The organism is Salinicola acroporae, assembly GCF_003206615.1.
GTDB classification, from domain to species: domain Bacteria; phylum Pseudomonadota; class Gammaproteobacteria; order Pseudomonadales; family Halomonadaceae; genus Salinicola; species Salinicola acroporae.
On sequence record NZ_PZJW01000002.1, the window covers coordinates 168,606 to 182,579 of the forward strand.

The 13,974-nt window shown below is 63.5% G+C and carries 14 protein-coding genes; all 14 read right to left on the minus strand.

Annotation, left to right across the window (positions count from 1 at the left end; genetic code table 11):
• Nucleotides 1–78: 78 nt before the first annotated feature.
• On the minus strand, nt 79–702 hold the full coding sequence (gene rnhB, locus DOM54_RS01950; RefSeq protein ID WP_110714737.1) for a ribonuclease HII: 624 nt from the start codon (nt 700–702) through the stop codon (nt 79–81).
• An 8-nt stretch (nt 703–710) separates the two neighbouring features.
• The gene (gene lpxB, locus DOM54_RS01955) at nt 711–1,880 is read right to left on the minus strand and encodes a lipid-A-disaccharide synthase (RefSeq protein WP_110714738.1); all 1,170 of its coding nucleotides are present in this window, start codon (nt 1,878–1,880) and stop codon (nt 711–713) included.
• 10 nt (nt 1,881–1,890) lie between these two features.
• Nucleotides 1,891–2,658 (minus strand): acyl-ACP--UDP-N-acetylglucosamine O-acyltransferase, encoded by a 768-nt coding sequence (lpxA, locus tag DOM54_RS01960; protein ID WP_110714739.1) that lies wholly within the window; start codon nt 2,656–2,658, stop codon nt 1,891–1,893.
• On the minus strand, nt 2,655–3,098 hold the full coding sequence (fabZ, locus tag DOM54_RS01965; protein ID WP_110714740.1) for a 3-hydroxyacyl-ACP dehydratase FabZ: 444 nt from the start codon (nt 3,096–3,098) through the stop codon (nt 2,655–2,657). The genes lpxA and fabZ overlap by 4 nt, the downstream gene beginning before the upstream one ends.
• 149 nt (nt 3,099–3,247) lie before the next feature.
• Nucleotides 3,248–4,288, minus strand: coding sequence for a UDP-3-O-(3-hydroxymyristoyl)glucosamine N-acyltransferase (gene lpxD, locus DOM54_RS01970; RefSeq protein ID WP_110714741.1), 1,041 nt, complete (start codon nt 4,286–4,288; stop codon nt 3,248–3,250).
• 22 nt (nt 4,289–4,310) lie between these two features.
• Entirely contained in the window at nt 4,311–4,814 is a 504-nt protein-coding gene (locus DOM54_RS01975; protein WP_110602239.1) for an OmpH/Skp family outer membrane protein, read from the minus strand.
• A gap of 97 nt (nt 4,815–4,911) precedes the next feature.
• Nucleotides 4,912–7,251, minus strand: a complete 2,340-nt coding sequence (bamA, locus tag DOM54_RS01980) for an outer membrane protein assembly factor BamA (RefSeq protein WP_240613729.1) — start codon at nt 7,249–7,251, stop codon at nt 4,912–4,914.
• Nucleotides 7,252–7,408: 157 nt separating this feature from the next.
• The gene (gene rseP, locus DOM54_RS01985; protein WP_110714742.1) at nt 7,409–8,764 is read right to left on the minus strand and encodes a sigma E protease regulator RseP; all 1,356 of its coding nucleotides are present in this window, start codon (nt 8,762–8,764) and stop codon (nt 7,409–7,411) included.
• Nucleotides 8,764–9,984: a 1-deoxy-D-xylulose-5-phosphate reductoisomerase gene (ispC, locus tag DOM54_RS01990; protein ID WP_110714743.1), complete on the minus strand. Its 1,221-nt coding sequence runs from the start codon at nt 9,982–9,984 to the stop codon at nt 8,764–8,766. Before ispC ends, rseP begins: the two co-directional genes overlap by 1 nt.
• A gap of 7 nt (nt 9,985–9,991) precedes the next feature.
• Nucleotides 9,992–10,792, minus strand: a complete 801-nt coding sequence (locus tag DOM54_RS01995; protein WP_110714744.1) for a phosphatidate cytidylyltransferase — start codon at nt 10,790–10,792, stop codon at nt 9,992–9,994.
• Complete coding sequence (gene uppS, locus DOM54_RS02000; protein WP_110714745.1) at nt 10,785–11,546, minus strand: polyprenyl diphosphate synthase; 762 nt, start codon at nt 11,544–11,546, stop codon at nt 10,785–10,787. Before uppS ends, DOM54_RS01995 begins: the two co-directional genes overlap by 8 nt.
• A gap of 63 nt (nt 11,547–11,609) precedes the next feature.
• A complete protein-coding gene (gene frr, locus DOM54_RS02005) occupies nt 11,610–12,167 on the minus strand; it encodes a ribosome recycling factor (protein ID WP_110714746.1) in 558 nt (185 codons plus the stop codon).
• A 10-nt stretch (nt 12,168–12,177) separates the two neighbouring features.
• Nucleotides 12,178–12,933, minus strand: coding sequence for a UMP kinase (gene pyrH / locus DOM54_RS02010; RefSeq protein WP_110602227.1), 756 nt, complete (start codon nt 12,931–12,933; stop codon nt 12,178–12,180).
• A 155-nt stretch (nt 12,934–13,088) separates the two neighbouring features.
• On the minus strand, nt 13,089–13,958 hold the full coding sequence (gene tsf, locus DOM54_RS02015; RefSeq protein WP_110714747.1) for a translation elongation factor Ts: 870 nt from the start codon (nt 13,956–13,958) through the stop codon (nt 13,089–13,091).
• Nucleotides 13,959–13,974 lie beyond the last annotated feature (16 nt).

Below are 13,974 nucleotides of genomic sequence, written 5' to 3' on the forward strand. Positions count from 1 at the left end.
CGCGGCCGGCACATCGGCAGGACCAGCATGCCCAAAGGCGGTACGGGCCACAATGGCCCTATCGATCAAGGCGAGCGCTCACACGCCGGCGAGCCGCGCTCTGACTGGCGCGAAGGAGCTGCGATGCTCCGTCAGCGGACCCAGTCGGGCCAGTGCCGCGAGATGTTCCGGCGTCGGATACCCCTTGTGACGACGAAATCCATACTCCGGATGGCGCGCATCGAGAGCCAGCATCTGCGCGTCCCGGGCCACCTTGGCCAGAATCGAGGCCGCGCTGATGGCAGGATGCCGGAGGTCGCCCTTGACCACGGCCTGTCCCGGGCAGGCATGACCAGGCAGCCGATTGCCATCGACCAGCAGATACTCGGCCGGTGTCGGCAGCGCGTCGATCGCCCGTCGCATTGCCAGATGCGTGGCGTGATAGATATTGAGCGAATCGATCTCCCGCGGCGAGGCCTCGGCTATCGAGAAGGCCAACGCACGTTCGCGAATCCGGAGATCGAGCGCTTCACGACGCGCGGCACTCAAGCATTTGGAGTCGGTCAGCCCGTCGATCGGAGACCCGGGGTCGAGAATGACGGCAGCGGCCACGACCGAGCCGACCAAAGGCCCTCGCCCGACCTCGTCGACACCGGCGATCAGGTGTCCTTCGTATTCGATGATGATCTCAGGCCAGAGGGATGGCAAAGATTTCGATGACATGGTTTCCCTCATTCCCCCTCCCGTGGCTCGACGTCCAGCGCCCCGTGCTCGACCAGTGACGTGATGGCGGCGGCGGCTCGCTCGCTGGCACCGCGCTGCAGCCCGGCGTGCATCGCCGCGAAACGCTGTTCGAGTGTCGACCGCAGCCGGACGTCCTCGAACCAGGGCAGCAGCGTCTCGACCAGCGAATCCGGGGTCACCGCCTCCTGGATCAGCTCCGGCACCAGGGTCTCCTGCGCGATCAGGTTGGGCAACGAGATCCAGCGTGTCTTGACCAGCCGCTGCGCCAGCCAGTAGGTCGCTGGCGCCATGCGGTAGGCGACCACCATGGCCCGATGGCAGAGCATCGTCTCCAGTGCCGCCGTGCCGGACGTCAACAGCACCGCATCGGCAGCCGTCATCACCTCCCGCGAGCGGCCCTCGACGATCACCGTGCCGGCGGCCAGGTCGGGAAATTTGGCCAGCAGGGCCTCGAGCTCCTGCTGTCGTTCCCGGGAGGCCGCGGGGATGACCACCTGCAACGTCCCCAGGCGCTGGCGCAACATCGATGCCGCGCGCAGAAACAGCTCGCCCTGGAAGCGGATCTCGTTGCCGCGCGACCCCGGCAGCAGGGCCAGGGTCGGCACGTCGGTAGCCAGCCCTAGCGCTCGCCGCGCCGCGCCGCGATCGTTGATCAGCGGCAGCTCGTCGGCCAGCGGATGGCCGACATAGGCGACCGGCACACGATGCTCGGCGTAGAAGTCGGCCTCGAACGGCAGAAAGGTGAGCATGCCGTCGACCGCCTTGGCAATCGTCTTGACGCGTCCCTGGCGCCAGGCCCAGACCGAGGGACTGACGTAATGCGCGGTTCGGATACCGGCGTCATGCAGCTGCCGCTCGAGGCCGATATTGAAGTCCGGGGCGTCGATACCGACCATGATGTCGGGGCGCCAGGCCAAGGCGTCACGCTTGAGATGACGACGCACCTTGATCAGGCCCGGGAGATGCTTGAGCACCTCGACCAGGCCCATCACCGAGAGGGTTTCCAGCGGGTAGAGCGACTCGAGCCCCTGTGCCTGCATTCGCGGGCCACCAATGCCGCGGAACTCGACTCGAGGATGGCGACGCCTGAGCGCCTGCATTAGGCCGGCGCCGAGAATATCGCCCGACAGCTCCCCGGCCACGAGATAGACGCGCATCCGCCCGCTCCTAGCGGATGATACCGCGCTGGGAAACCTTGAGAGAGTCGATGAAGCGGCGCGTCTCGTCGAGCGAGAAGCGGCTCTCGATCTCGCCGATGGCCTGCTCGAGTGTCAATCCCTTGCGATAGACCAGGCGATACGCCTCACCCAACGCCTTGATCGCCTCGGCCGAGAAACCCCGGCGCTTGAGACCGATGGAGTTGAGACCGTGAGGCGCGGCCGGGTTGCCATTGACCATGATGAAGGCCGGAATGTCCTTGGTGATCGCTGAGCATCCGCCGACCATCGCATGCTCGCCCATATGGGCGAACTGATGGATGGCCGAGAGCCCACCGATGATGGCGAAATCGCCCAGGGTCACATGGCCGGCCAGGGTCGCCTGGTTGGCGAGAATGCAGTCGTTGCCGATCAGGCAGTCATGTCCCACGTGGGAGTAGGCCATGAACAGATTGCGGTCGCCGATGGTGGTGACGCCGCGATCCTGGATGGTGCCTCGATGGATCGTCACGCTCTCGCGCACGACGTTGTCGTCACCCATCTCTAGGCGCGTCGGCTCACCGGCGTACTTCTTGTCCTGGCAGTCCTCTCCGACCGACGCGAACTGGAAGATCCGATTGCGCTTGCCGAGTCGAGTCGGCCCCTTGAGCACGACGTGCGGCCCGATCACGCTACCGGCATCGATCTCGACGTCGGGGCCGATCACGCTGAAGGGGCCGACCTGGACGTCGTCGGCCAGTCGGGCGGAGGGATCGACGATGGCGGAGGGATGAATCAAGCGATTTTCCTCTCGGCGCAGATGATTTCCGCCTCGCAGGCCAGTTCGTCACCAACCGTGGCCCGGCAGGCGAACTTCCAGATGCCTCGCTTGCCCTTGATGACATTGGCCTCGAGCCGCAGTTGATCGCCCGGCATGACCGGGCGCTTGAAGCGTACATTATCGCTGCCGACGAGGTAGTAGACATAGCCGTCGGCCGGCAATTTGTTGACCGTCTTGAAGCCGAGAATGCCACAGGCCTGGGCCATCGCTTCGATGATCAATACACCAGGCATGATCGGGTGATGGGGGAAATGACCATTGAAAAAAGGTTCGTTGATGCTGACGTTCTTGTACGCCACGATCGACTCGCCAATCGTGATTTCCATCACGCGATCTACCAGTAAAAATGGATAACGATGCGGTAGATATTCGCGAATCTGGTTGATGTCCATGATCATCAATACAACCTCTGAAATAACGAAATGCCCGCCATGAAGGCAGGCACGGGGCGGCAAAACGGCGTTCACCCGTGTGGGCGGGCATTATACAGGCGCAAAGGATGACCGCCAGCCTTTCGGCGTGCTACGGGGCCTGGGGTACAAGCCCTTCAGCTATCGCGGATATCCCGCTCGAGGCGCGTCAGCCGCTTGGCGATTTCGTCGAGTTGCTTGAAGCGTACCGCGTTCTTCCGCCACTGACTATTCGACATCGAACCGGTACCGGAAGAGTAGACACCGGGCTCCAGTATCGAGTTGGTGACCAGGCTCATGCCGGTCACCTGGACCCCGTCGGCCAGGGTCAGATGGCCGGAGAGCCCGACCCCTCCCCCCAGCAGACAGTGACGACCGACCTTGGTGGAGCCCGCGATGCCCACACAGCCCGCCAGGGCGCTGTGATCGCCAATCTGCACGTTATGGGCGATCTGGACCTGAGAGTCGATCTTGACCCCATTGCCGATCTGGGTGTCTCCCAGCGCGCCACGATCGATGCTAGAACAGCTTCCCACCTCGACATCGTCGCCCAGCACGACGCCACCCAGTTGCGCGATCTTCTCCCACTGCTTGCCATCGTGGGCGAAGCCGAAGCCATCGCCGCCGATGACACAGCCGCTATGGAGAATGGCGCGATCACCGACGATCACCCCGTGATACAGCGTGACGTTGGCGTGCAGGCGAGAGCCGCGACCCACCGTGGTGTCGGCACCAATGAAGCATCCTGCGCCGATCACGCAATCATCGGCGATGTCGACACCGTCCTCGATGACGCAGTGGGCGCCAATCTCGACGCCTTCGCCGAGCCGGGCGCCCGGCGCGACGACGGCCGTTGCGTGCACGCCACGGAGAGACTGGTTGACCAGCGGATCGAACAATCGCGACAACTTGGCGTATCCCAGGTAGGGATTGTCCAGCTCCAGCCGGGGGCACGGGCAGCTTTCGCCATGGGCAGGATGCACCAGGACGGCACCGGCCCGGGTCGCGGCCAGATACTTCAGGTACGCCCGGTTGGCCAGGAAAGCGAGATCCGTCGGTCCGGCATCGGCCAGCGTCGACAGACCATCGACACGCAGATCCGCGTCGCCGACCAGGCGTGCATCCAGACGCTCGGCGAGTTCACCGAGCGTGTAAGAGCGGGAAGTCTCTCTCTTCATGAGCGGGCGCCGGATTGAATCATCAGTTGAGCGAATTGAAGATCTTCGTCACTTCGGAGGTGATGTCGAGACTGTCGCCCGAGTAGACCACCGCGTCGCGATCCACCACCATATCCAGGTCATGCTCGTCGACGACCCGCTGAATCGCCTGATCCAGCTTGGGCTTGGCCCCTTTCAGATACTGCTGCTCGGCCTGCTGCTGCGCCTGCGAGATCTGTCCACGCAACTGCTGGAATTGGCCGCCTTTCTGACGCAGCTGCTGAGTCACCGAGTTGCGCTCGGACTCCGACATCACGTCGCCATCCTTCTGCAGGCGCTGCTGCAGTTGCTGCAGCTCCTGGCTCAGTGATTCCGCTTGCTGCTGCTGGGCGCTGATGCGGTTCTTCAGCTGGTTCATCGAGGCCTGGGCGGAGTTGGAAGACATCAACGCTTCGCGCCAGTCGAGAACGCCCACCTCCGTCGCCATTGCCGGGACGGAAACCATCGTCAACAAACCTAGCCCCAGAACTCCTGCTATCTTGCGCATGCGGTATCTCCTTGGAACGAGCCTGACTTACTGTCTGTAAACATCTGAATTCGAGTTCGCGGCGCCATCCCGACGCCGCGAACTCACCGCGCTTGAACTAGAAAGTCTGGCCAAGCGAGAACTGGAAGACCTGCGGATCGTCTCCTTCCTTCTCGTTCAGTGGCTTGGCGACACTGAAGGTCAACGGTCCCACCGGCGTCAGCCAGGACAGTCCCAGGCCCACGCTGTAGCGCAGATCGTCGAGATGGACCCCGCTGTTGCAGTTGGAGGGGCCATCACCTGACACCACCGGGTAGCAGTCGGTCAGGAAGGTGTTGCCGCCATCCAGGAAGATGCTGGTCTGCAGCGACCGGCGGTCCTCGACCCAGGGGAACGGATAGATCAGTTCCGCGGAGCCCTCGACCAGCACATTGCCGCCCAGGGTATCGTCATCGCCATCGTTGCGCTCGGTGGTCTTCGGCCCCAGCGTATTACCCGTGTAGCCGCGCACCGAGCCCAGACCGCCCGAGTAGAAGTTCTCGTAGAACGGGTAGGGATCGTTGGAACCCAGCGTATCGGCATAGCCCAGATTGCTGCTGAACTTGACGGACCAGTCGGGGTTGAGCTCGAACAGTTTCTGGCCGCGGTAGCGCAGCTTGTAGTACTCCGCGTCCGATCCGGGCAGCGCGGTTTCCAGCGAGACGCGCTGGTAGCTGCCGGCGGTCGGCATGATCCCGCGGTTCAGGTCGTTGCGAGTCCAGCTGGCGGTCAGCTTGTAGTTGAAGAAGTCCTCGCCCTGATCGTCGGTGTAGCGCACGATTTCGGAGGGTGTGTCGTCGTAGGTATCGATCGACAGGTTCTCGAGCCCGACGCCGAAGTTCAGCCGCGACAGATCATTGATCGGATACCCGAAATTGATGTTGCCGCCGTAGGAGTCGGTCGAATAGGTCGAGATATCGGAGTCTTCGTAGTCGGTTTCGCGATAAAAGACGTTGTAACCACGCGAGATACCGTCGAGGGTCCAGTACGGGTCGGTGAAGCCGAAGTTGATATTGGTGAACGTATCGCTTCGCTGCGCACCGATGTTGACCCGGTTACCGGTACCGAGGAAGTTGCTCTGCGACAGCGCCGCCCCATAGATCACGCCGGCGCTCTGCGAGAAACCGACACTTGCCGAGATCGAGCCCGACGGCTGCTCCTGGACATTGTAGGTGACGTCCAGTTGGTCCGGCTCGCCGGCCACCGGACGGGTATCCACGTCGACCTGCTTGAAGAAACCGAGCCGCTCGAGCCGCTGGCGCGACTGCGAGATCTGGTCGGTGGAGGCTGGTGCGCCCTCCATCTGCACCATTTCGCGGCGCAGCACTTCATCCTGGGTGGTGGTGTTGCCCTCGAAATTGATCCGGCGCACGTAGGCCCGCCGTCCCGGATCGACGCGGAAGGTCAGATCCACCGTATCGCCCGCCTCGTTGACGGTGGGTACGGCCTGAATATCGGCGAAGGCGAAGCCTTCGGCACCGAGCTTCTGACGCAGGGCTTCCGAGGAATCGGTCACCTTGCTCTGAGAGTAGTACTCGCCCGGCTTGGCGGTCACCAGCGACCGGGCGGTGGAGTCATCGATCTTCAGGTCGCCGGCGAAATTGATCTTGTCGAGCTTGTAGCGCTTGCCTTCGTCGACGTTGATGGTGACGAAGATGCGGGACTTGTCCGGGCTGATCGACACCTGGGTCGAGGTGATGGCGAAGTTGACATAGCCGCGATCGAGGTACCAGGAGCGCAGCGTCTCCAGGTCGCCGGACAGCGCTTCGCGAGAATACTCGTCGTCGGAGAACCAGCCGAAGAACCAACCTGGCTTGTCCTCGAGCTGGAACAGATCACGCAGCGTGTCGTCGTCGAACGCCTCGTTGCCAACGACGTTGATCTGGCGAATCTTGGCGACTTCACCCTCATTGATATTGATGTTGACGCGAACCCGGTTGCGCTCGAGCTGCTCGACGGACGTCTTGATGTTCGAGCTGTATCGACCCTGGGACTGATAGAGTCGCTCCAGCTCGCGCTGCATCTCCTCCAGGGTCGAGCGCTGCAGAACCTGGCCTTCGGCCAGCCCGGCATCGGTCAGCCCCTTGCGCAGGTCGTCGTCGGATATCTGCGAGTTGCCGTCGATGTTGATTTCGGCGATGGAGGGCCGCTCGACCACGTTGACGATCAGTACGTCGCCGTCGCGGGAGAGCCGAATGTCGTCGAACAACCCGGTGTCGAACAGCTGCTGGGCGGCTTGGCCCAGTTGCTGGTCATCGACCGTCTGGTCGGCGCTGACGGGAAACGCGTTGAAAACGGACGCAGCCGAGACGCGTTGCAGCCCCTCTACACGAATATCCGAAATCTCAAAAGGTGCCGCCAGCGCAACGGGAGAGCTGGCCAGCAGAAATCCTGCCAATCCGATGGTCTTGAGTTTCATGCAATCAATCGCTTCTGTGGGGTCCGCCCGCGTATCGAACAGGCACCTTATACATTTCTCCCTACGACTGACAAGCTCGTCGCTCACCACTCATGGGGTCTTCCCGGGCACCGATGTTCTCGGCGCCGTCAGGCCGCCCGGCAACGGCGTCCCGTCGTCAAAGCCGCATCAAATCGAAGTAGAGCGCCATCACCATCAAACACCCCACCAACGCCACGCCAACCCGCAAGCCCACGGCCTGGGCCGTCTCCGATACCGGCTTGCCCCTGACGAGCTCGATCAGGTAGTAGACCAGATGACCGCCGTCGAGCACCGGGATCGGCAGCAGGTTCAGCACGCCCAGACTGATCGATAGATAGGCCAGAAAGCCGATGAACGTCTCGACGCCGCTGCGCGCCGAGTCACCGGCGATGCGCGCGATGGTGATCGGCCCGGAGAGGTTCGAGGGCGAGATCCAGCCGACGATCATCTTGCGAATCGAATCCGCCGTCAGCCAGGTCATCTCGCCGGTCTTGTTCAGCGCCTGCCCCACCGCCGCCAACGGGCCATAGCGAATCTCGCGCCGGTAGGACTCGGGCCACTCGACCGCCCGCGACGCGGCACCCACGTAACCGATCTCCTCGCCATCCTCGGCCTGCCTCGCTTCCGGCGTCAGCGTGACGCCGTGGGTCATGCCGTCCCGCTCGACCTCCAGCGACAGCTTGGCACCGGGATGGCTGCGCACCGCATCGACGAACGCGACCCAGTCGCCGACCGGCCCGCCATCGACGCTGACGATGCGATCCCCGGCCTGCAACCCGGAACGAGCCGCCGGGCTGTCCTCGAGCACCCGACCCAGCACCGCCGGCACCTCGGGACGCCATGGCGTGATACCGAGCGACGCCATCGGCTGCGGCGGATCCTGGCGCACCAGCCACTGCTGAACGGGTACGGCGTGAGTTCGGGTCGCACCGCCCGAAGGATCTCGGGTCGTGACTTCCAGTTCGCCGTTGGCGCCGATCGCCGCGATCAGCTGCAGATTGACCTCATTCCAGGACGGCGTCTCGCGCCCGTCGACACTGACGATCTCCTGTCCGCTGCGCAACCCGCCCTGGGCGGCCAGGGAATCCGGCTTCACCTCGCCGATCACCGGCGCCACGGTGGTGGCACCGTAGACGAACAGCGCCCAGTAAGCGACCACAGCCAACAGGAAATTGGCGATCGGCCCCGCCGCCACGATCGCGATTCTCGCCCAGACGCTCTTGCGATTGAATGCCTGGGCCTGCTCTGCCGGCGCCACCGGGCCTTCGCGCTCGTCGAGCATCTTGACGTAACCGCCGAGCGGAATGGCGGCAATGGCGTACTCCGTCCCGTGGCGATCGAAGCGCGACCACAGCGGCTTGCCGAACCCTACCGAGAAGCGCAAGACCTTCACGCCGCAGCGTCGCGCCACCCAGAAGTGCCCGAACTCGTGAAACGTGATCAGCAGGCCGAGTACGACGATGACCGCCAGCACGTTCTGGATCGTGTCCATCACGCCCGCCCCCTCTGGAAAGACCGTTGATGCCGCAGGTGCTCGGCCGACCGCCGCGCCCGTGCATCCTCGCACAATATCACGTCGAGCGAATCCGCCGCTCGCCTCTCGGTCGCCTCGAGCGTGGCCTCCACCAGCTTGGCGATGCCGGGGAAAGAGAGCTCCCCGTCGAGGAACGCCTGCACCGCCACTTCATTGGCGGCGTTAAGGGTCGCCGGCATCGTGCCACCGGCTTCCATCGCCTCCCGGGCCAGCCGCAGGCAGGGAAAGCGAACCTCGTCCGGCGGCTCGAAGTCGAGACGCGATATCGCGAACAGATCCAGCGGCTCGACACCGGCATCGAGTCTCGAGGGCCAGGCCAGGCCGTAGGCGATCGGCGTGCGCATGTCGGGATTGCCCATCTGCGCCAGCACCGAACCATCGGCGTACCCGACCATCGAATGCACGATGCTCTGTGGATGAACCACCACCTCGACCTGCGCGGGCGCCGTATCAAACAGCCAACACGCTTCGATCAGCTCGAGCCCCTTGTTCATCATGGTGGCGCTGTCGACGGATATCTTGCGTCCCATCGACCAGTTGGGATGCGCGCATGCCTGGGCAGGCGTGACATCTTCCAGCGCCTCGAGCGACCAGGTTCGAAACGGTCCTCCCGAGGCCGTCAGCCACAACCGCGACACGCCCTCACGAGTCAGCTCGCGATGGCGACCGTCACGCTGCATAGGAAGACACTGATAAATGGCATTATGTTCCGAGTCGATGGGTAAAAGCGTGGCGGCATGACGCGACACGGCGTCCATGAACAACCCGCCGGACATCACCAACGCCTCCTTGTTGGCCAGCAGCACGCGCTTGCCCGCCTCTACTGCCGCCAACGTCGGCATCAGTCCTGCCGCGCCCATGATCGCCGCCATCACTACGTCCACTTCGGCCGCTCGCGACACGTCCAGCAGGGCAGCCTCCCCGTGAGAGACGTCGATCTGCGTCAACCGGGCTTCCCGCAGTCGGGAGCGCAGCCATTCGGCATCCTGCAAAGTGCCGATCACCGCCCTCTGCGGCTCGAACCGCAGGCAGATCTCGAGCAGCGCCTCGCGGGAACGCTGGGCGGTCACCGCGTGAAGCTGATAGCGATCGGCGTGTCGAGCGATCACGTCCAGCGTGCTGCGACCGATGGAACCGGTCGCGCCCAGCAGTGTGACCTTGCAGGAAGAGGAAGACATCGATGTGCTATCCCAGCCAGGGGCGGATCAGGGCGAAGAGAGGAACGGCAGCCGTCAAGCTGTCGATACGATCGAGAATGCCACCGTGACCCGGCAGCAGGTGACTGGAATCCTTCAAGCCACGGAAGCGCTTGAGCATGCTCTCGAGCAGGTCTCCGATGACGGAGATGAAAGCCACCACCAGCGCGACGATCAGCAAGGCCAGCGCCTGACCAAGGTCAAGCGCCAGCCACACCGTGTAGCCGAGCACCAGCAGCGCGACCGCGACCCAGCCGCCATAGACGCCCTCCCACGACTTGCCCGGACTGACGCTCGGCGCCAGCTTGCGGCGACCATAACGTCGTCCGGCGAAGTAGGCCCCGATGTCCGCTACCCAGACCAGCAGCAACACGAACAGCAACCACTCGCTGCCTTGCTGCCGAAGTTGGTAAAGCCCGACCCAGCAGGGCAGCAGCACCCACATGCCCATGCACAGGCGCAGCGCCGGAGGCTGCCACTGCTCGGTGGCGCCGGGATAGCGCGAGACCCACCAGGCGTTGGCCAACCAGCCGAGCGCGCCAGCCCATAGCGGCCAACGCTCATCGGCCCACCCCGACCACCATGCGATCACCAGCAGCAAACCGAGACCGAAAGTGTAGAGCAGTCGCGGCTTGACCTCGTCGAATCCGGCCAGGCGCGCCCACTCCCAGGCCCCGAGCAGCAGCACCAGCGCAGTGAAGGCGGCGAAGCCGCCCCCGGAGAGGCCGAACAGGCCGCCGAGAGCCAGTGGCGCCAGCACCAGCGCGGTCAGTATCCGTTGTTTAAGCACCCTGAACCTCGACCTGCTGCTGGCTCATGCCGAAACGGCGCTGGCGCTGCTGGAAAGCCTCCAGCGCGGCATCGAAGGCGGCACCATCGAAATCGGGCCAGAGTTCCGGGGCAAACACGAACTCCGCATAGGCAAGCTGCCACAGCAGGAAATTGGAGATCCGCTGTTCTCCACTGGTGCGGATGCAGAGGTCGATGGGCGGCTCCTGGCTCAGGCAAACCTCGCGATCCAGCGCCGCTTCATCCACGGCCTCGGGCGTGATGAGCCCGTCGGCGACCTTGCGCGCCAGCCGCTGCGCGGCGGACGCGATGTCCCAGCGCCCGCCATAGTTGGCAGCCACGACGAGATGCATCCCGGAGTTGTCGCGGGTCAACGCCTCGGCACGGCTCATGTGCTTCTGCAGGGACGACGAGAAGCGGCGGCGATCGCCGATGATGGTCAGGCGGATACCGTTCTCATGAAGCCTCTTCACCTCACGCTTGAGCACCAGCATGAAAAGTTCCATCAGCGCACCGACCTCCGCCGAAGGACGACGCCAGTTTTCGCTCGAGAAGGCGAATAGTGTCAGGGTCTCGATACGCTGCTCCGCCGCCCGCCGAATGACGGCGCGCAACGACTCTACCCCAGCGCGGTGTCCCTGTGCGCTGGAAAGCCCTCTGGCGCGCGCCCAACGATTGTTGCCGTCCATGATGATCGCCACATGGCGGGGCATCGACGGCATCGCTTGGACGTCACGCGACTGCGTGTCTGTCATGATAGCTCGCAAGACAGGTGGGTGGCGGCGCCCGCATGCCGAAGCCATCGAGCGCCCGAGCCCTCATACCTGCATCAGGTCGTGTTCCTTGGTTTCCAGCAGCCGATCGATCTCACTGACGTGCTTGTCGGTCAACTTCTGGATTTCCTCTTCTCCGCGACGCTCGTCGTCCTCGGTGATCTCCTTGTCCTTGAGCAACGTCTTGAGATCGCCATTGGCATCGCGGCGAATGCTGCGGATCGCGACCCTGGCATTCTCGGCCTCGGCACGCGCCTGCTTGATATAGTTACGCCGCGTCTCCTCGGTCAACGGGGGCATCGGCACCCGAATGACGTTGCCGGCCGTGGCCGGATTGAGCCCGAGGTCGGCGGTCATGATCGCCTTCTCGACCTTCGGCACCATCGGGCGCTCCCAAGGCGTCACGGCCAGCGTCCGAGCGTCCTCGATCGTGATGTTGGCGACCTGGTTGATCGGCATCTGACTGCCGTAGTACTCCACCATCACCGCATCCAGTATGCTCGGGTGCGCCCGGCCGGTGCGGATCTTGTGGAAATTGGTCTGAAGCGCATCCAGGCTCTTTTGCATGCGTGCGCCAGCGTCTTTCTTGATATCGTCGATCATGTCCTAAACCTCAATCAATCAGCGTGCCTTCTCGCCCACCGACCACCAGATTCAACAGTGCCCCGGGCTTGGTCATGTCGAAGACGCGAACCGGCATGTCATGGTCCCGTACCAGGCAGATAGCGGTCAAATCCATCACCCCGAGCTTTTGATCCAGCACGTCATCGTAACTCAAACGCTCGTACTTGACGGCCTCCGGGTGCTTGACCGGATCCTTGTCGTAGACGCCATCGACCTTGGTGGCCTTGACCACGACGTTGGCGTCGATCTCGATGCCCCGCAGGCAGGCGGCCGAGTCGGTCGTGAAGAAGGGATTACCCGTCCCGGCAGAGAAGATGACTACGTCGCCAGAAGTGAGGTAGCGGATCGCGGTGCGCCGATCGTAGTGTTCGACGACACCACTCATGGGGATCGCTGACATCACTCGCGAGCGGATATTGGAACGTTCCAGTGCATCGCGCATCGCCAGGGCGTTCATCACCGTGGCCAGCATGCCCATGTGGTCGCCGGTGACCCGCTCCATGCCCGCCGCATGCAGCGCTGCCCCACGGAAGAGGTTGCCGCCGCCGATGACGATACCGACCTGGACACCGATCCCCACCAGTTGGCCGATTTCCAGCGCCATGCGATCGAGCACCTTGGGATCGATGCCGAAATCCTGCTCCCCCGTCAGCGCCTCGCCTGACAGCTTCAACAATATGCGCTTGTACTTCGACTTGTCGCTACGCTCATTGGGCTTGCTGGGTCGATCGATGACTTCAGGCATGACGCTCTCTCCTGGTTTGACGAGTCGGATTCGGCAGGTGGCGGACGATCTTTCTCATCCGCCGGATACGCGATGGCGTGCGCTTTCGCGCACGCCATCAGTGGGACCGGCCACAGGCAAGAGCCCCGCGCACGATCCCAGGCACTGTCGGGAACTCAGCTACGGCGAGCCTGCTCCATCACTTCCTTGGCGAAATCGACCTCTTCCTTCTCGATGCCCTCACCAACTTCGAAGCGCGTGAAGCCGACCACTTCGCCGCCTGCCGTCTTGGCGTATTCGGCAACGGTCTGGTTTGGATCCTTGACGAAAGGCTGTTCGGTCAGACTGTTCTCCGCCAGGTACTTCTTGAGGCGACCCTGGACCATCTTCTCGGCGATTTCCGCCGGCTTGCCGGCCATGTCCGGCTGGGCCAGGATGATCGCCTTCTCGCTGTCGAGCTGGGCCTGCGGCATATCTTCCGGACGCGCGACGACCGGGTTGATCGCAGCCACGTGCATGGAGACATCCTTGGCCACTTCCGGGTTGCCGCCCTTGAGCACGCTCAACACACCGATACGATCGCCATGGACGTAGGCACCCACGACGCCGCCTTCCGGTGCATCGACGACCACCGCGCGACGCACGGAGATGTTCTCGCCGATCTTCTGCACCAACTGGTTGCGCGCGTCTTCCAGCTCGCCGTCCATGATGGCCGCAACGTCTTCGGACTTGGTCTCGAATACCTTGGCCAGCACCTTGGAGGCAAAGCTCTTGAAGTTGTCGTCACGGGAGACGAAGTCGGTCTCCGAGTTGACTTCCAGCATCGCGGCGTAGCTGCCGTCTTCGGCGACCCGGGTCAGGATCGCGCCTTCGGCGGCCGTCCGGCCCGCTTTCTTGGCGGCCTTGAGACCGGAATTCTTGCGCAGATCCTCGATCGCGCGCTCGATGTCACCGTCGGCTTCGGTCAGTGCCTTCTTGCATTCCATCATGCCGAGACCGGTACGCTCACGCAGTTCCTTGACTAGAGAAGCGCTGATAGCTGCCATGTTCTACCCCTGAGAA

What these genes read in the sequence shown, in the direction of transcription:
- rnhB (WP_110714737.1), bottom strand. Translation starts at nt 702, where the DNA reads ATGTCATCGAAATCTTTGCCATCCCTCTGGCCTGAGATCATCATCGAA.
- lpxB (WP_110714738.1), bottom strand. Translation starts at nt 1,880, where the DNA reads ATGCGCGTCTATCTCGTGGCCGGGGAGCTGTCGGGCGATATTCTCGGC.
- fabZ (WP_110714740.1), bottom strand. Translation starts at nt 3,098, where the DNA reads ATGATCATGGACATCAACCAGATTCGCGAATATCTACCGCATCGTTAT.
- lpxD (WP_110714741.1), bottom strand. Translation starts at nt 4,288, where the DNA reads ATGAAGAGAGAGACTTCCCGCTCTTACACGCTCGGTGAACTCGCCGAG.
- DOM54_RS01975 (WP_110602239.1), bottom strand. Translation starts at nt 4,814, where the DNA reads ATGCGCAAGATAGCAGGAGTTCTGGGGCTAGGTTTGTTGACGATGGTT.
- bamA (WP_240613729.1), bottom strand. Translation starts at nt 7,251, where the DNA reads ATGAAACTCAAGACCATCGGATTGGCAGGATTTCTGCTGGCCAGCTCT.
- rseP (WP_110714742.1), bottom strand. Translation starts at nt 8,764, where the DNA reads ATGGACACGATCCAGAACGTGCTGGCGGTCATCGTCGTACTCGGCCTG.
- ispC (WP_110714743.1), bottom strand. Translation starts at nt 9,984, where the DNA reads ATGTCTTCCTCTTCCTGCAAGGTCACACTGCTGGGCGCGACCGGTTCC.
- uppS (WP_110714745.1), bottom strand. Translation starts at nt 11,546, where the DNA reads ATGACAGACACGCAGTCGCGTGACGTCCAAGCGATGCCGTCGATGCCC.
- frr (WP_110714746.1), bottom strand. Translation starts at nt 12,167, where the DNA reads ATGATCGACGATATCAAGAAAGACGCTGGCGCACGCATGCAAAAGAGC.
- pyrH (WP_110602227.1), bottom strand. Translation starts at nt 12,933, where the DNA reads ATGCCTGAAGTCATCGATCGACCCAGCAAGCCCAATGAGCGTAGCGAC.
- tsf (WP_110714747.1), bottom strand. Translation starts at nt 13,958, where the DNA reads ATGGCAGCTATCAGCGCTTCTCTAGTCAAGGAACTGCGTGAGCGTACC.